Here is a 17,248-nt window from a genome sequence, read left to right on the forward strand (position 1 = left end):
GAGATGAATATCTGGTCAATTCTTTGTCTGATCTGGACTTTGGCAGCCTATGTTGTAGCAAAGCGGATCTATCAGAAAAATCCAAAACTTTGGTTGTCACCCGCGATTAGTGTGCCTGTACTCACCATCATTTTGATGACGATTTTTGGAATTTCATACCAAACTTATTCAGAAGATACGCAGTGGATTGTTAATTTATTAGGGCCTGCAACGGTTGCGTTTGCTGTACCGATTTATCGTTATCGGGAAACGATTCGTAAAAACCTTGGAGTCCTTTCAATTGCGATTATTGTAGGCATGAGTGTAGGTGTGATGTCAGCCTATGAGATGGCTCAGTGGTTCCACTTTAGCCCAGAAGTGACCAACAGTTTAATGGCACGTTCTATTTCAACACCTTTTGCCATGATTTTAGCGGAAGATATTCACGGTTCGGCAGCATTGGTTTCACTATTTACCGTCATTACCGGTTTGGTCGGTATGATTTGCGGCGATGCGATTTTAGCGATTACTAAAATCCGTTCTAATGTGGCAAATGGGGCAGCCTTCGGAAATGCAGCCCACGGTTTTGGTACTGTTAGAGCACAGCAGCGCAATAGTGAAGAAGGTGTAATTGCCAGTTTGACCATGGTCATTGCAGGTATTTTAATGGTACTGATTGGGCCATTTGCAATTCATCTATGGTTGCTACTATAAACTTGGTTTAAGTTGGCTTGTCATGTTGTTGAATAATCTTTGATAGTTTTTTTATTGCTTGCCTCATCAGTTCGGGTTCAAAATCGCCTAAGCCCACAATTAAACCCGGACGTTGTTGCTCTTTTGAAAATGTCGGTGAAATAGCTTTAATCGCAATGCCTGCATCGACTGCTGAGATTGCAACGTCAATGTCATTAATATGATGAGCAAGCCATAACACCATATGCATGCCTTGATCGCCTGGCTGTAACCAAGCCAGTTCTTGAGATATATATTTTTCAATCAAGCCAATAATGTATTCTCGAACTTCTGCATAGACATTTCGAGTCCGTCGAATATGCCGCTCTAAATAGCCTTCTTGAATAAAAGCAGCTAAAACATGTTGGTCGGCAGCTGACGGGTGTCTATCAATTAATACTCTAAGTCCACAGAAAGGTGCCACCAATTCTTTAGGCAATACTGCATAGCCAAGTCTAAGTGATGGAAATAGGACCTTACTGAAAGTGCCAAGATAAATGACTTGGTCGGGTGCCATGCCTTGTAAAGATGGGAAGGGCTGACCGTTATAACGGAGTTCGCTGTCATAGTCATCTTCAATGATCCATGCATTTTGCTGTTTTGCCCAAGCCAATAAAGCAGTGCGTCTTGCTAGACTCATCGGCATGCCAAGTGGATATTGGTGAGAGGGTGTCACGAAGGCGGCACGTGCATTTTTCGAAAGTCTAATTCCGGTTTCAACTTGAATACCTTCTTCATCGACAGGAACACGCACCATCCGAATGTTTTGTACAGCATGCTCAAAAATAGCCGTTGTACCCCGATAAGCTGGATCTTCTATCCAGACTTCATCTTTTGCTTCAAATAAAATCTGGCTACAAATATAAAGTGATTGCTGGATGCCAGGTGTAATCACAATTTGGTCAGGTTCGCAGTGGACAGAGCGTGATCGACGTACATAGTCGGCTATAGCGACTCTTAGTGATAACACGCCTTGAGGTTCGCCATAACCCGAAGGGGCACCTGTACCTCGTGATCTATATTTATTACCAAATTTACGCCAGATATCACTTGGTTGAGTACGACCGACGGGGACAGATACCGCAAAAGGAACATGAGGAAGTGGCTTAAATTCATCAAGCACTTTGGCATAAGAACGTGCCGATTTGGTCAAAGATATCGAGTTAGGTTTATTTTCTTTTGATGAATGTTGTATTACAGATGTTTTAACCAAAGAATGAGACACATAAGTGCCAGTTCGTGGTTGAGAGTCAAACACACCTTCAGCTAAAAGCTGATCGTAAGCTTCAATAATGGTTCCGCGAGCGACACCTAGGGTTAAAGCCAATTCACGTGAAGAAGGCAATGGATCGCCAGGCTGTAAATCACCACTTTGTACAGCTTCGCGTAAAGCTTGGGTTAGTTGAGCACTTATCTTTCCTTGGCTTTTATCAATCTTTGCAATAGACGGAAGTTCAACAACTTTTGCCATTCTTGCCATAATTCTGGTCTACTTAAAAAAATACAAAGTGGTTCTTTTTAATAAACCACACAAACCAGAAAATTTACAACACAAAATATAAATAACCCTGATATTTATAGTGAGGTTTTAGCCATGTATATCCCTGATGATTTTGCAGAAAACCGTTTGGATGTATTGCATTCTCTTATTACCGAATATCCGTTTGGTGTGCTTTTTACGCATGGAAGTAATGGCTTAGATGCAAATCATCTGCCATTCGAATTACAGGCAAGCGAAGGGGAATTGTGTGTACTACGTGCGCATGTGTCTAGAGTTAATCCAGTCTGGCAAGACATTAAAAATGGAGATGAGGTGTTGGTCGTGTTTCAAGCGGGCGATGCTTATATTTCACCAAACTGGTACCCATCCAAACATGAACAGCACAGACAAGTACCGACATGGAACTATAGGGTTGTGCATGCTTATGGCAAAGTGACGATTCGAGATGACGAACGTTATGTTCGCGGTGTTGTGGCTCGTTTAACCCGTACTCATGAAGCATCTCAACCTGAACCATGGAAAATGTCCGATGCACCAAAGGACTATCTTGAACCAATGTTAAAGGCGATTGTGGGAATAGAAATTGAAATTACTAAGCTGCAAGGAAAATCAAAACTTGGGCAAAACAAAGAACGCCGAGACATTTTAGGCGCGGCAGATGGCCTATCGAAATCTGGTCATCAAACTATAGCGAATGCCATGTACAGTGTGGCTGAGTTAAATAAATAATTTCGAAAATATAAAAGCTTAATATCAATTGAGGAGATAAAGATGTCTTTGACTACACCTGTTGAATTAGTGGGTGAGCACGTTATTTTAAAGCTGTTAGATGTAACTCAAGCTGAAGCGCTCAAAGAGGCCGTTTGCGATGGGGAACTCTATAATCTTTGGTATACCCGTGTGCCAAGACCTGAACAAATGGCTGCTGAAATTGAAAGACGTCTCGGTTTACAAAGTTCTGGTTCTATGTTGCCTTTTTATATTGAAGACAGAAAAACAGGACGAGCGTTAGGCATGACGACTTTAATGCATATTGAGGAAGCACATCGCCGTGTAGAAATTGGTTCGACGTGGTACCGCAAGTCTGCACAGCGTTCACCTGTAAATACCGAGTGTAAAAAGCTACTGTTGGCTCATGCATTTGAGACTTTAAACTGTATTGCGGTTGAGTTACGCACATCTTCTTTAAATGTTCAAAGTCAAGCCGCGATCGTACGTTTAGGTGCAAAGTTAGATGGTGTGCTGAGAAGCCATCAAATTGTAAAAGATGATATTTTGCGGGACACTCACGTTTACAGCATTTTAAAACATGAGTGGCCTGCGGTTCGCCAAAATCTGGAATGGATGTTGAACAAACCGCGTTAGGAATTAATGCATAAGTCTATATTCTTGCGGAGTATTACCCGTCCAGTTTTTAAATGCTCGGCTGAATGAGTTGTGCTCTTGAAAGCCCAATAGAAATGAAATTTCACCCGTGCTCATTGATGATTTTTCTAAATAATGTTGGGCAAGAGATTGACGAGTCGCATCCAAAAGCGTTTTAAAATTAGTTTGCTCTTCTAAAAGTAACCGTTGTAGCGTACGTTTGCTCATCGCGAGTCGTTGAGCAACATCTTCTATCGTACATAGTCCAGCAGGTAGGTTTTCTAAAAGTATTGCTTTAACTTTTTCACTAACTGTTGCATCTTCATCAAGCTGTATAAGACTACGTTGCAAGTTTGGCTCGAAAAAAGACCACATGGTCGGGTTGGCTGTTAAAAAAGGACGTTCAGCATCTTGGCGTGAAAAGACAATTGAAATGTGTTCACTTTTTTGTGGAAGTACACCAAAAAATGTTTTGTACTCTGCCAGATTATTAGGTAAATCGGGCAGTGTAACTTTCAAAGGTATAACCTGATGCCTTGTACATATTCTTGCTAATTGAGCAAAAAAGACAAGTTCTGACATAGCAAGGCTTTGCGGCGTTGGCGTAGATACATTATAAAATTTGAGTTCTAGCGTTGTTGTGTCGTTATCAATTGCTACTTGTAACTGCATTGGCCCAATGAGTCTTTTAAATTCAGATAGACGCTGTATCGCAATATTGAAGTTGGGACTACAAATACAGGCAAAAATCGCTGGGTCAAAAAGCTCAACTGTAATCATTTGACCGATTTTTAAAGGTAAGTCATTTATTCCAGCAAGTTGTTCAATTGCGTGCCAAAAATTGAAATATTGAACGGGGGTAAGGCTTGCATCTTTACGATTAAACAAATCAAGCGGTAGAGATGCCAAACGTAATGCATCTTCAAGATTTATGCCTAGGTCGTTCAGTAATAACTTCCAGTGGGTATTTAGGGCAAAATTTGAAGCATATTTCATTTGAGCATCTCAACATTAAACTTATATGGGGCACTTCATTTATTTAATAACTGACATCACCATACGATCAAACACACGGTCGCCAAACCATTTACGTACAAATATCATCAGTTTGGCATATTTGCCACCCACATAACGTGTTTTAGGTGAGGATGCATGAACAGCTTTCATCAGCATATCGACGACAACTTGCACGTCTGAAAGTTCACCTTTTTCTACTGTAGTTTTTGTTGAGTTAGCAACTGCGGCTGCCATATGGCTATACGCACTTTGCCCTGAACGTTCCAGCATAGGTTGGATCATTACATCTGCAAATTCAGTTGCGATAGCACCGGGTTCAATGACAACAACATCAATATTAAATGATTTTAACTCTAAACGTAGACAGTCAGACCAACCTTCAACTGCATGTTTACTCGCATGATACCAACTACCAAGTGGTGTATAAATTTTCCCACCCATTGATGAAATATTGATAATTCGACCCTGCATTTTTTTACGCATACTAGGCAGAACCTTTTGGGTTAAATAGGCCATACCAAACAGATTCACTTCAAATTGATAGCGTGCATCGGCAAGGGTGGTATCCTCCATAGCACCATACATACCAAAGCCTGCGCAGTTAACTAAAATATCAACACCATGGGTTTCTTTTTCAATGGTTTTCACAACTTGGTCGATATCATCCTGATTGGTAATATCCATTTTTAATGTATGAGCACCAAGTGTTTTTAGTTCTTGCATAGCATCAACGCGACGGGCAACGGCATAAACCGTTGCACCTTCTTTGAGTAATGCTTTGGTAAATGCTTTTCCCATACCAGATGATGCGCCTGTGATGAGAACGATTTTTTCTTTAACTGTGTTCATATTCTGTCTCTCAACTAAAGTTTTAAGGAACTTACTTTTCGATAGAGACATCATAGGAATTTGAACGATATTTATCCAAATCGAATGGCGACAATGTTTAATCAAAGTGCGCCAAATTTTTAAAATATTATTTCCTCGAAATAAGAGCAGATACACAAAGTTAAATTAAAGCTTCTGGTCGTCTTTTGCTTAACCATAGTAATGAGCATGCTGCAATTACTAGCCACGGGATTAAAGCAATATTCATTGCTTCCCAGCCAAATAAATCGAGTAAAGCACCTGCGCTAAAAGAACAAATTAAGCCGACAACAAAAACCGTCATGTCGTTAATGGCTTGCGCCTTGGCTTTTTCAGCCGCTGTATACGTTCCGGTAAGCAAAGACGTGCTACCAATAAATAAAAAGTTCCATCCCACACCTAATAAAATGAGTGAGATTGCAAACGATGCGAACTGAATACCCGAGAGGGAAAAACCAATATAACTAGCAAATAATATAAGACCTACAAACATGATTTTAAGCACACCAAATCGAGCGATTAAATGTCCAGTAAAGAATGAAGGTAGGAACATACCAAGCACATGAAGCTGAATGACAGTTGTAATCGTGCCTAGTTCATGGTGTGAATGTCGCATGGCAATGGGTGTTGCGGTCATACCTAAAATCATGATGCCGTAGCCTGTGACTGCACCAAACAGAGCAACTAGATAGGTAGGCTGAAAGACAATCTGTTGCCATGGGCGACCAGCAGTAAAGTCAGACTTTTGCTCAACTGTATTGGCAATATGTAGGCTAGATAAAATGCCCATTGCCACAAGTGAAATGATACTAATAATTAAAAATGAACCGATATATTCTAAATGTTGAAATAATGGGCCACCAAAGCGCGCCAAAGTCGGACCAATCAGTGCGGCAACAATTCCACCTGCCATAACCCAAGAAATAGCACGTGAACGGAACGCATCATCTGCTACTTCACTGGCAGCAAAACGATAAAACTGAGCAAAGGATTGGTAGGCTCCGACACATAACGTGCCTAAGGCTAAGAAAGTAGGTGAACTATAAAAGATACCAATGGCGGCAATAATACCGCCAATTACACCTAAAAAAGCGCCGAAAAGAAAACCCTTACGCCGTCCCACATGTGCCATCAACATTGATGCAGGGAACATCATTAAAGCTGTACCCAAAAACATAGATGCGATGGGTAAAGTTGCTAGTATCGGTGTGTTAGAAATATTTGCCCCAGCCAAACCACCAATCGTCATGACCATGATCGATACGGTTTGGTAAAGTGACAGAGAACTCGCCAAAATAAGAACTTGGCGATGCATCGTATTTTGAAGCATGAGAGCCTTTAATTATATGTGTTAATCGATGAGTCTGGGTGCTGAGTTTTTATATAGGAAGAAAGTATCAACAGCTCAGCTTGAAAATGTTGAGATGTTCTTGGCGGTAGTTATAACAATATTTCTTTGGCATAAACTATTTTTTATCAAGTAATTGCAGCTGAATAATCGGACTTAATATTCTATCATCTGATAGTTTAATACAAAACAATCGAAGCCCCCCAATTTTTCTAAATAAGTCTATTTTCTCAAATTCTTTTTCAGCCACCTTAAAATAAATCATTAACCTGAGGTTAATAACCATTGATGTAGGTTGATTGATCAAAATTCCATAAAGCGTTTTTATAGATACAGAACAAAACTGCGATCTATATAGGTAAGCACATGGAAGGATCAGTTCAGAATAAAGAACGGTTATGGACAAAGCGGCGTCATGCCAAACAACTAAAACTAGAGATGGCAAACCAATATACCGACGGTGTGGTGATTCCAACTCAGGACATTATTAAAGTTTTAGAAACGCTGATTACACCGGGCGACAAAGTTGTACTCGAAGGGAATAACCAAAAACAGGCAGATTTCCTTTCGCGTTCTTTGGCACAAACCAATCCAGATGTTTTGCATGATTTACATATGATTATGCCAAGCGTTGGGCGTTCGGAACATCTCGATCTATTTGAAAAAGGCATTGCGCGTAAGCTCGATTTTTCTTTTGCTGGCCCGCAAAGTTTACGTATTAGTCAGTTAATTGAAGATGGTTTACTAGAGATTGGAGCCATTCATACCTATATCGAACTATATTCACGTTTGGTAGTCGACCTCATTCCAAATGTGGTGCTCTCAGCGGGCTTCATGGCAGACCGTCAAGGCAATATCTATACAGGCCCAAGTACCGAAGATTCTCCAGCACTTATTGAACCTGCCGCTTTTAGTGACGGTATTGTGATTGTTCAGGTCAATGAACTGGTCGATGACGTCTCAGAGTTACCACGTGTCGATATTCCTGCTTCTTGGGTGGATTATGTAGTGGTTGCAGACCAGCCATTTTATATCGAACCCTTGTTTACCCGTGACCCGAAACATATCAAGCCTGTGCATGTGCTCATGGCGATGATGGCAATTCGCGGAATTTATGAAAAGCATAATGTGCAATCGTTAAACCATGGTATTGGTTTTAACACTGCGGCAATTGAACTCATTTTACCGACCTATGGTGAGTCTTTGGGTTTAAAAGGAAAAATTTGCCGAAATTGGACACTAAATCCGCATCCAACCTTAATTCCAGCGATTGAAACAGGTTGGGTTGAAAGCGTGCATTGCTTTGGTACCGAACTCGGTATGGAAAAATATGTTGCAGCTCGTCCTGATGTTTTCTTTACAGGTCGTGATGGCGCTTTACGTTCTAACCGCATGATGTGTCAGCTTGCAGGTCAATACGCCGTTGATTTGTTTATTGGCGCAACTTTGCAAGTTGATGGCATGGGCCATTCTTCGACTGTCACCAAAGGTCGTTTAGCTGGTTTCGGCGGTGCACCGAACATGGGACATGATCCGCGTGGTCGTCGTCACGATACGCCAGCATGGTTAGATATGCGTTTGCAAGGTGCCAATGAAACTGAAACCTATTTGGCACGTGGTAAAAAACTAGTTGTACAAATGGTTGAAACTTTCCAAGAGGGTGGCAAGCCAACTTTTGTGGATCGTCTCGATGCAATTGATGTTGCTAAAACAGCAGGCCTACCTTTAGCACCGATCATGATTTATGGCGATGATGTCACTCACTTACTGACCGAAGAAGGCATTGCTTATCTATATAAAGCAAGCAGCCAAGAAGAGCGTCAAGCCATGATCGCTGCGGTGGCAGGTGTGACCAGTATTGGTTTAACTCAAGACCCTAAAACAACAGCACGTTTAAGAAGCGAAGGCTTGGTGGTATTCCCTGAAGATTTAGGTATTCGCCGCACCGATGCAACACGTGAGCTTTTAGCTGCAAAAAATATTGCCGACTTGGTGACATGGTCAGATGGTTTATATCAACCACCTGCAAAATTTAGGAGTTGGTAATGATGGCACAAGTTCAATATCAAGCACTTAGCGATAGTCAGATTTTGGCAAGTTTAGCAGTCGAAGCGTTAATTGATGAAGTTAATCTGACACCGAAACCAGCTTTGGTTGATCGTCGCGGCAGTGGTGCACACAATGACCTGACTTTGGAATTAATGGAGCGCTCTGCGAAAAGTTTAGGGCCCATGTTTGAAGCGATGGCTCAAGCTGCAAAGCATCATGGAAAAGTCTGTTTGGCCTTGCGTGAAGACATTGGCGAAATTGGTCGCCAAGGTGAAAAGACCATGATGTTGGCAACAGATGGTGTTAACACACACCGCGGTGCAATTTGGGCCTTGGGTTTAATGGTTACGGCAGCAGCATTGGCGCGCACCAATCAACAATATTTATTGGCTGTTGAACTATGCCAGTTAGCAGGTCAGATTGCTCAGCTTGAAGATCGTTTTATTCCAAAGCAGACCTTGAGTCATGGTCAGCAAGTCCAAAAGAAATTAGGCATCTTAGGTGCCAAAGAACAGGCTCAACAAGGTTTTCCAACTATTGTGAATTTTGGTTTAAAGCAGCTTTACCAAAGTCGTAGTAAACCAATGAAAGAAGAGTTCGCTCGCTTAGATGCCTTACTTGCCATGATGACCAACCTGACCGATACCTGTGTGCTTTATCGCTCTGGAACAAATGGCTTAAAGCGTATGCAACAAGGCGCACAGCAAGTACTGGATTTGGGCGGTAGCTCAAGCTTGGAAGGTCGACGTGCTTTGCATCTTTTAGAGATTGACCTGCTTCGGATGAAAGCTTCTGCAGGTGGTGCCGCAGATTTGTTGGCAGCAACCTTGTTTATAGATCGTGCTGAGCAGTCATCTGTGAAAAACAAAAAGGGATTTTGATGATGGAAACACTTCATTTTGAATTTGTGGCCACAGAGCCACCTGTAAAAAAAGCACTAGTAGGATGTGTTGGCTCGGGTGATTTAGAAATTTTGATGGAACCCGGTGAAAAGGGAAAGACCTCTATTCACGTGGTGACTTCGGTAGATGGCAGTGCAGCACGTTGGCACAATCTTTTTGAACGAATTTTTACTGCGCAAATACCGCCAGCGGTCAATATTGATATTCATGACTTTGGTGCAACTCCCGGTGTCGTTCGTTTACGTCTAGAACAAGCATTGGAGGAGATTGCTCATGACTGATATTCAGAGTTTGTTAAATAAGCAAGATTTTATTGAACTCAGCGCCAGAGAGCGTGCCAAAGCGCTATTAGATGAAGGGACTTTTCGAGAGCTACTCGACCCATTTGCACGTGTTATGTCGCCTTGGTTGGCTCAGCAAAATATTGTGCCGCAAGCCGATGATGGTGTAGTGATTGTAAAAGGATCTATTCAAGAACAGCCAGTAGTTTTAATTTCTATTGAAGGCTTATTTCAAGGCGGAAGTTTAGGTGAGGTGGGCGGTGCCAAGATTGCGGGTGCCTTGGAACTTGCAGTTGAAGACAATCTAAAAGGTATTCCAACAGCGGCAATTTTACTGTTGGAAACGGGAGGCGTTCGCTTACAAGAAGCAAATCTGGGTTTGGCAGCCATTGCTGAAATTCAGGCTGCAATTGTGAACTTACGTCAGTATCAACCTGTGATTGCAGTAGTCGCAGGCAGTGTTGGGTGCTTCGGCGGTATGTCAATTGCGGCTGGCCTATGTAGCTATATTGTAATGACACAAGAAGGACGTTTAGGCTTAAATGGCCCGCAAGTGATTGAACAAGAAGCTGGTGTACAAGAATATAACGCCAAAGATCGTCCATTTATATGGAGTATTACTGGTGGTAATCAGCGTTTCGCTAGTGGTTTGGCAGATGCTTATGTTGACGATGATCGCCAGAAAATTCGTGAGCAAGTCATCGATTATTTAATTCAAGGCGTGCCTCAGCAGCATCGTAGTTCAAACTACTCATTCTATTTAGCGAAGCTACAACAAGTCGATACTGCTGAGCAGATTACCCCAGCACAGGTTCAAGCTTTGTATCAAGGAGAGCAAGCATGAATATCGCCGTTGATACATTAAAAGCATCTACACGTGGTGCACATTGGTTTAAAGCACTGACACAAGGCTTTAAGACAGTTGAAGGTTTTCCAGCTTCGGTTTGGGTGGCTGATGGTCAGATTGATCAGCAAGCGGTACGTGTGATTGCCGTTGTTCAAGACAGTAATAATCTGTTCCCGCGGGCAAAACAAGGTGAAGTTGGACTGCTAGAAGGCTGGAGCTTGGCAAAAGCGGTTGATGACGTGATTCAAGCCGATGTTCATTCGGAAACTAAACGCGGCATTTTATGTTTGGTTGACGTCCCAAGTCAGGCCTATGGGCGCCGTGAAGAATTATTAGGGATTCATCAAGCTTTAGCGGGTGCAGTAGATAGCTATGCTAGAGCCAGATTAGCAGGTCATCCTATTGTGAGTTTATTGCTTGGTAAGTCGATGTCTGGTGCTTTCTTGGCGCATGGATACCAAGCCAATCGTATTATTGCCTTAAAAGATTCAGGTGTTATGGTGCATGCGATGGGTAAGGAATCTGCTGCACGCGTTACCTTGCGATCGGTTGATGAGTTAGAGCAATTGGCCTCAAGCATTCCGCCAATGGCTTATGACATTGAAAGTTATGCAACTCTAGGTTTGTTATCTGAACTGTTATCTGTTGAAAACCCTGAACAACCAACAACCGATGATCTTTTATCAGCGAAGCAGGTGATCGCTCAAGCGTTTAAAGAAATTAATGCTGATCAATCGAGAGGATTGGAACAACGACTTCACGGTCCAAACCGTCAGATGTCTAAAAGAGTCCGTGAATTATTGCGTGAGCAATGGTCATGAAACTTAAGCTTGAAGCCCATGATTTACTGTGGGGTATGACGGTCGATTGCTTGGCCGATGATGCTCCGCATTGGGTGAAAGAGGTATTGCAACGAGGTGATCCTGTTGTGGTTCGACGGGCAATTACTCCTGTAGATCAGGTGGCTGTGGGTATAAGAGGGCAATTTCGTCATCAACGATATGCAGCTCAAATGCCACGATCAGCGATTAGCAGACAGCTCAAGCCAGAAGCGCTGACTCGCATAGATACGCAACAGTTTGAGCACTTGGCAGAACGTTTAAAGAGCATTTCTAGCATTATGAAAAACTTTTCAGGATGTTGGGGATATACAGGAAGTTTCGGGTTTGAACTGGCAACGGGCATTAAAACAGTAACCGAGCAAAGTGACATAGATTTATTGATTCGAACTGAACAACCTTTTCCCAAAAAGCAGGCGGTTGAGCTACTCGAATATTTTCAGCAAGCAGGACTTAATGTGGATGTACAGCTACAACTTTCACAAGGTGGGTTGGCTTTAAAAGAATGGGTCAGGAATAGTGGAAAAGTTCTATTGAAACGTCCTGAGGGTGCTGTTTTAGTAGAAAACCCATGGAATTAGGGAAATAGATATCATGGCTTCAATTTGGGTATATCCGGGACAAGGTGTGCAACGAAGCAATATGCTGCACGACTTACCTCAAAACGCTCTGGTTAAAGAATACCTTGAGCGTGCATCGGATGCACTCAAAGAAGATGTCTTGATGTTAGATAGTCCGGCTGAATTGCAATCGACACGTGCAGTACAGCTTTGTTTACTGATTTCAGGTGTGGTGAGTTCAGCTTTATTAACAGCGGAAAACTTAACACCTGACTATGTGGCTGGTCTATCAATTGGTGCATGGTCGGCTGCGGTTGTAGCAGAAGTTTTAGCCTTTGAGGATGCCGTTCGTTTGGTTGCCTATCGAGGTGAACTTATGCAAAACGCTTACCCCGCTGGATATGGCATGACAGCTCTGATTGGTACAGATCGTTCAGCTGTCGATGCATGGGTCAAACAGATTTATGAAATAACGCCAAAGGTTTTTGTCGCAAATATTAATGCACATAACCAGATCGTTATTTCAGGAAGCTTTGAAGCCATGAACCAAGTTGCTGTTTTGGCAAAGCAACAAGGCGTGGTGGCAAAAAAATTAGATGTATCGGTACCATCGCACTGTGAATTATTAAGCCAGCAAGCAAAGCAACTTGCAGCATCTATGGAGGGAGTGACTTTAAAGCAGCCTAAAATACGTTATTTAAGTGGAACAACGGCTCGTACGCTTGGCAGGCCAGAACAAATTGGTGATGACTTGGCTTTTAATATGAGTCGAACTGTAGATTGGGAAAGCACCATCCAAGCTGCATGGGAGCGAGGTGTAAGGTTACAGATAGAAGCTTTGCCGGGAACGGTACTTACTACACTTGCACGTCGAACGTTTAAAGAAGGAACTGTATTGTCATTTCAGGGAACACGTTTAGACAGCATTCAATTGGCAATGCAAAACGAAAATAATGCTTCTTTGTAATTACAATACAAATTAAAAATTGAGTAATAACCCAAGGATATGAGGGATTTACAATGATTATTTATGGAACAGCAATATTAGCGATCTGCCATTTATTAGGTGACTATCTTGGCAACACCTTAGGCATGGTATTAGGCGTTAAAGCCAATGTCGGTGGAGTGGCTATTTCGATGATTCTGTTAATCTTATCTAAAGAGTTATTGGCAAAAAAAGGTTACTTACCTCAAGTCACACAATTTGGCGTCTTGTATTGGTCAGGTATGTATATTCCGATCGTAGTTGCGATGTCAGCAGGTCAAAATGTGGTTGCCGCTTTATCAGGGGGCATGTTAGGACTGATTGTCTCTATTGCATCGTTAATCGGTACGGTTTTAGTCATCCGTTATTTAAATAGAATTAGTGGCGACTATGAAACCTATGAATGGACGATAGAATCCAAAGAAAAAATAGCCTAAGCAAACATAAACTACAAAAAGTTCAATCAAAAAGGATTTAAATGATGGACGCTATAATTGCTGTGTTATCAAAAAATGCATTAGTTACTGCTCTTGCAGTAACGGGTTTAATGATGTTCGTTTCCCATTTACTCTCAAAATATTTGACGAAAGGGAAACTACAAAGTTCTGCAATTGCGATTACTTTAGGTTTGGTTGTTGCTTACTTTGCAGGAGTTTATACGCAAGGAACCAAAGGTGTTTCGGACATCGCTATTTTTTCTGGTTTTGCGCTGTTGGGCGGAGCCATGATTCGTGATTTAGCTATCGCTTCAACTGCATTTGAAGTTGATGTGAAAGAAGTGAAGAAAGCAGGCAAAATTGGTCTAATTGCATTAATGCTTGGTTGTGTTGTGCCTTTTGCAATTGGAGTTTTGGTTGCATGGAGCATGGGCTATCGAGATCCAATTTCGATGACAACGATTGGTGCAGGCGCAATGACTTATATTGTAGGTCCAATTACTGGTACTGCAATTGGCGCGAGTTCTGATGTCATCGCACTTTCTATTGCAATTGGTTTAATCAAGTCAGTTTTCTTTATGGTCGGTACGCCACTTCTTGCGAAATTTATGTATCTAAAAAGTCCACGCTCTGCCATGGTCTTTGGCGGTTTGGCAGGAACAACCAGTGGTACAGCTGCGGGATTGGCAGGGACAGATGTACGATTGGTACCTTATGGCGCTTTAGTTGCAACCTTCTATACAGGACTAGGGTGTTTACTTGGACCTTCTGTCTTTTTCTTAACGGTTAATGCGATTTTTGGATAAATTTTTGAAAATCCTACAACGGCAACTCATTATTCTTTAATAAGTTGCCGATATTTATCTTTTAAAATTAGAGGCAAACATTCGACATTCAGCAATCAGAGCAAGTAAGTTTGGGTCGCGTTCTTTACTTTTTAAAAAGACCAGACCAATTTCTTGTTGCAAGTGGTATTGCTGTTTTAAGGGAATAAGTTTTACCGAACTTTCATAAACCGCAGAAATACGGCCGGGTAATAGTGCAAAACCTACGCCTGAGCTGACCATACTAATTAAGGTAAAAATATCATTGACCTGTAAAGCAACTTTTGGTGAAAAACCAGCTTTTTTAAAAATGATATCGCTGTCGTTATGAGTTGCAAACCCCTTAGTTAAAGTTAAAAAAGTTTCTTCTTTTAAAAGGCTTAAATCAATATCTTTAAAATCGGCATATTTTGAATCTTTATTGACTGCCAGAAAGATATCGTCTGAAAACATTGGCAAAATTTCAAAGTCATCATCTTGAGTAGTTTCATTTAAAGCCACAATAATGGCATCAAGCTCCGTGGCTTTCAGCTTTTTCACCAAATCCTGATTTGAACTCAGCAATAGTTGAATATCAAGCTCACTACGTCGGAGCTTAAGACCGCTAATCACATTTGGAATTGTATTTACAGTCAAAGAATAAAGAGAACCTAAATGTAAAACCTTAGCTGCAAAGCCAGCGGCTTCTCTGGTTTTATTTACGGTAATAAAAATGTCTTGTACGATTTTTTGTGCCCGTTCTTCAAAGACATAAGCACTTTTTAAAGGAATGAGATTACGGCCTTCATTTTTAAAAAGAGGGCAACGTAAAGCACTTTCTAAAGAGTGTAAGGCTTTATGAACACTGACATTACTCAGCTGCATTTCTGTGGCTGTTTTAGACAAATTTCCGCAGCGCATAAAAGCTAAAAAAATCTGTATTTTTTTAAGGGTGAGTTCCTCATCAATTTCCATATTAATCCTTTGAACCTGCTTCCCTAAAACCAATAGATTTGAGCTATAAAGTTACCACAAAATAAAGTCTATAAAATTGTGCTTAGGTCGAAGCATTTCTTTAGAGACTTGCTTCAACTCTTTGTTGAATGGTTTTAATCACTTGATCTAATGCGCTTTGAATTTTAGTGTTCCATTCAAAAGAGCAATTGATTCGCAAATAATGCTGCTGTGCGGGTAAAACACTAAACAGTGGGCTTGGCGCAACACCAATGTCTTGATGAATCAACTCTTCATAAACTTGCATACTGTCCAGCGTACTAGGAAGTTTGACCCATAGAAAATAACCACTTGGGTAGTAATACACTTCACAAGAGTTAGGTAAATGTTGTTTTAAATAATGATAAAACTGCTTTTTATAACGCTCAAGTGAAAGCCTAAGCGTACGTAAGTGTTTTTCATAATGATGATGAGACAGAAATTCAACTAGCGCATTTTGAATAAGTGCATTGACTGAAATGGTGCTCATAAGCTGCAAGTGTTGAATATGATCTGAAAACTTACCCGCATAAACCCAACCGACCCGAAAACCTGCACCTAATGTTTTAGAAAAAGACGAGCAGTGAAGCACCAAATTTTGTTGATCAAAATACTTCATTGAAAGTGGTTTTTGGCCGCCATAAAAAAGCTCTTCATAGACATCATCTTCAATCAAATAAATTTGATGCTCATGAAGCAACTTGGCAATTTTATATTTAATGTCATCACTGACGGTAAAACCAATCGGGTTATGGGCATTCAGCATGAGCCAACAGACCTTGATAGGATAGGTTTGAATGACTTGTTCAAAAGCCTCTAGGTCAAAACCATGTTGCGGATGTTCAGGAATAGTAATCACTTTAAGTCCTAAACGCTCAGCGGCTTGCCACGCCCCATAAAACACGGTTTGCTGTAATAAAATATAATCGCCGGCTTGAGCGACCGCTTGTAGCGAAAGGTTCAGTGCGTCTAAACCTCCAGATGTAATGACAATGTCATCTGGGTCTGTCTGTATGCCTTGCATACAGTAGCGTTGAGCAATTAGTTTTCTTAAGGCTAAATTACCGGGAGGCAAACTTGTGGTCTGGTCATAACTTTGTCTTTGACGGGCAAGCTGTCCCATAATTTGAATAAGTTTGGGTGCTGTTAAAAGCTGACTGTCCGGAAAAGCTGAACCAAAAGGTACGACGGACTCATGTTGAATTGACTTAAGATATTTAAAAACTAATGAATTAATTTCAATTTTAGAGTTCAGTGAAACAACTGAATATTGTTCGAGTGGCTTTAGTGCAATTTGCTCGGCAACGAAGTAGCCAGATTTTTCTTTTGAATAGATCAGACCTTGTGATTCAAGCTCCTGATAAGCATTCATGACGGTCATTAAACTAAAACCAGAACGTTGTACCTGATCTCTCAATGACGGTAATTTTTCATGTGCATTTAAAGTGCCGCTCTCAATGAGTTGGCGAATGCTATGAGCGAGTTGTTCTGATTTATACATGTATGAGCTGCACGAAATAACAAAATGAAAGAAGCACTTAATCAATAATAAATGCCGTTTGCAGAATCTACAAACGGCATTTGTTTAGAACAATAGATTTACTTTAAGTAAGGGGCTGCATAAATCAAGATAACTTTAAACAATCCCGCAATCACAGCTAAGGCTAAAAAACCACCGATCCATAGCAGAATAAACCATTGGGTTTGATTGAGTTTAACGGATGACTTTTTCATAAAACCCTC

General features: G+C 41.2%; 19 protein-coding genes. 12 read left to right on the forward strand and 7 right to left on the reverse strand.

Annotation, left to right across the window (positions count from 1 at the left end; translation table 11 throughout):
• Nucleotides 1-3 precede the first annotated feature (3 nt).
• The gene (locus tag J580_RS05870; protein ID WP_032003423.1) at nt 4-693 is read left to right on the forward strand and encodes an LrgB family protein; all 690 of its coding nucleotides are present in this window, start codon (nt 4-6) and stop codon (nt 691-693) included.
• Nucleotides 694-700: 7 nt separating this feature from the next.
• Here the strand turns inward: J580_RS05870 and J580_RS05875 are convergent, their stop codons facing one another.
• Complete coding sequence (locus J580_RS05875) at nt 701-2,191, reverse strand: PLP-dependent aminotransferase family protein (protein WP_032003424.1); 1,491 nt, start codon at nt 2,189-2,191, stop codon at nt 701-703.
• 114 nt (nt 2,192-2,305) lie between these two features.
• Here J580_RS05875 and J580_RS05880 point away from each other — a divergent pair, with 114 nt between their 5' ends.
• Together J580_RS05880 and J580_RS05885 are read left to right on the forward strand one after the other, a co-directional pair.
• Nucleotides 2,306-2,941, forward strand: a complete 636-nt coding sequence (locus tag J580_RS05880; protein ID WP_032003425.1) for an FMN-binding negative transcriptional regulator — start codon at nt 2,306-2,308, stop codon at nt 2,939-2,941.
• Nucleotides 2,942-2,983: 42 nt separating this feature from the next.
• Nucleotides 2,984-3,577, forward strand: a complete 594-nt coding sequence (locus tag J580_RS05885) for a GNAT family N-acetyltransferase (RefSeq protein ID WP_032003426.1) — start codon at nt 2,984-2,986, stop codon at nt 3,575-3,577.
• A gap of 3 nt (nt 3,578-3,580) precedes the next feature.
• Here J580_RS05885 and J580_RS05890 read toward each other — a convergent pair whose 3' ends face one another.
• The 3 genes from J580_RS05890 to J580_RS05900 form a co-directional block, all read right to left on the reverse strand.
• On the reverse strand, nt 3,581-4,573 hold the full coding sequence (locus J580_RS05890) for an AraC family transcriptional regulator (RefSeq protein WP_032003428.1): 993 nt from the start codon (nt 4,571-4,573) through the stop codon (nt 3,581-3,583).
• Between the two features lie 39 nt (nt 4,574-4,612).
• Nucleotides 4,613-5,443: an oxidoreductase gene (locus tag J580_RS05895; protein ID WP_001098856.1), complete on the reverse strand. Its 831-nt coding sequence runs from the start codon at nt 5,441-5,443 to the stop codon at nt 4,613-4,615.
• A gap of 160 nt (nt 5,444-5,603) precedes the next feature.
• On the reverse strand, nt 5,604-6,791 hold the full coding sequence (locus J580_RS05900; RefSeq protein WP_032003429.1) for an MFS transporter: 1,188 nt from the start codon (nt 6,789-6,791) through the stop codon (nt 5,604-5,606).
• A gap of 384 nt (nt 6,792-7,175) precedes the next feature.
• Here J580_RS05900 and mdcA point away from each other — a divergent pair, with 384 nt between their 5' ends.
• From mdcA to madM, 9 genes are read left to right on the forward strand one after another with little or no spacing between them, the layout of a single operon-like run.
• On the forward strand, nt 7,176-8,855 hold the full coding sequence (mdcA, locus tag J580_RS05905) for a malonate decarboxylase subunit alpha (RefSeq protein WP_032003430.1): 1,680 nt from the start codon (nt 7,176-7,178) through the stop codon (nt 8,853-8,855).
• On the forward strand, nt 8,855-9,739 hold the full coding sequence (locus J580_RS05910; protein WP_032003431.1) for a triphosphoribosyl-dephospho-CoA synthase: 885 nt from the start codon (nt 8,855-8,857) through the stop codon (nt 9,737-9,739). The genes mdcA and J580_RS05910 overlap by 1 nt, the downstream gene beginning before the upstream one ends.
• A gap of 2 nt (nt 9,740-9,741) precedes the next feature.
• Nucleotides 9,742-10,041, forward strand: a complete 300-nt coding sequence (locus J580_RS05915; RefSeq protein ID WP_025468447.1) for a malonate decarboxylase subunit delta — start codon at nt 9,742-9,744, stop codon at nt 10,039-10,041.
• Nucleotides 10,034-10,885: a biotin-independent malonate decarboxylase subunit beta gene (locus tag J580_RS05920; protein ID WP_032003432.1), complete on the forward strand. Its 852-nt coding sequence runs from the start codon at nt 10,034-10,036 to the stop codon at nt 10,883-10,885. Before J580_RS05915 ends, J580_RS05920 begins: the two co-directional genes overlap by 8 nt.
• A complete protein-coding gene (mdcE, locus tag J580_RS05925; RefSeq protein ID WP_032003433.1) occupies nt 10,882-11,709 on the forward strand; it encodes a biotin-independent malonate decarboxylase subunit gamma in 828 nt (275 codons plus the stop codon). Before J580_RS05920 ends, mdcE begins: the two co-directional genes overlap by 4 nt.
• Nucleotides 11,700-12,308: a malonate decarboxylase holo-ACP synthase gene (locus tag J580_RS05930; RefSeq protein ID WP_068791268.1), complete on the forward strand. Its 609-nt coding sequence runs from the start codon at nt 11,700-11,702 to the stop codon at nt 12,306-12,308. The genes mdcE and J580_RS05930 overlap by 10 nt, the downstream gene beginning before the upstream one ends.
• A 13-nt stretch (nt 12,309-12,321) precedes the next feature.
• Nucleotides 12,322-13,254 (forward strand): malonate decarboxylase subunit epsilon, encoded by a 933-nt coding sequence (gene mdcH / locus J580_RS05935; protein WP_017481602.1) that lies wholly within the window; start codon nt 12,322-12,324, stop codon nt 13,252-13,254.
• A gap of 53 nt (nt 13,255-13,307) precedes the next feature.
• Entirely contained in the window at nt 13,308-13,709 is a 402-nt protein-coding gene (gene madL / locus J580_RS05940; RefSeq protein ID WP_002114391.1) for a malonate transporter subunit MadL, read from the forward strand.
• A gap of 44 nt (nt 13,710-13,753) precedes the next feature.
• Nucleotides 13,754-14,515 (forward strand): malonate transporter subunit MadM, encoded by a 762-nt coding sequence (madM, locus tag J580_RS05945; protein WP_000338775.1) that lies wholly within the window; start codon nt 13,754-13,756, stop codon nt 14,513-14,515.
• A gap of 54 nt (nt 14,516-14,569) precedes the next feature.
• Here the strand turns inward: madM and J580_RS05950 are convergent, their stop codons facing one another.
• From J580_RS05950 to J580_RS22890, 3 genes are all read right to left on the reverse strand, one after another.
• Nucleotides 14,570-15,487: a LysR family transcriptional regulator gene (locus J580_RS05950; protein ID WP_032003435.1), complete on the reverse strand. Its 918-nt coding sequence runs from the start codon at nt 15,485-15,487 to the stop codon at nt 14,570-14,572.
• A 100-nt stretch (nt 15,488-15,587) separates the two neighbouring features.
• Nucleotides 15,588-17,006 (reverse strand): PLP-dependent aminotransferase family protein, encoded by a 1,419-nt coding sequence (locus J580_RS05955; RefSeq protein ID WP_032003436.1) that lies wholly within the window; start codon nt 17,004-17,006, stop codon nt 15,588-15,590.
• A gap of 98 nt (nt 17,007-17,104) precedes the next feature.
• Nucleotides 17,105-17,239, reverse strand: a complete 135-nt coding sequence (locus tag J580_RS22890) for a hypothetical protein (protein WP_005076466.1) — start codon at nt 17,237-17,239, stop codon at nt 17,105-17,107.
• Nucleotides 17,240-17,248: the final 9 nt, after the last annotated feature.

Source organism: Acinetobacter sp. 1542444 (genome assembly GCF_000581835.1).
Classification (GTDB): Bacteria; Pseudomonadota; Gammaproteobacteria; order Pseudomonadales; family Moraxellaceae; genus Acinetobacter; species Acinetobacter pittii.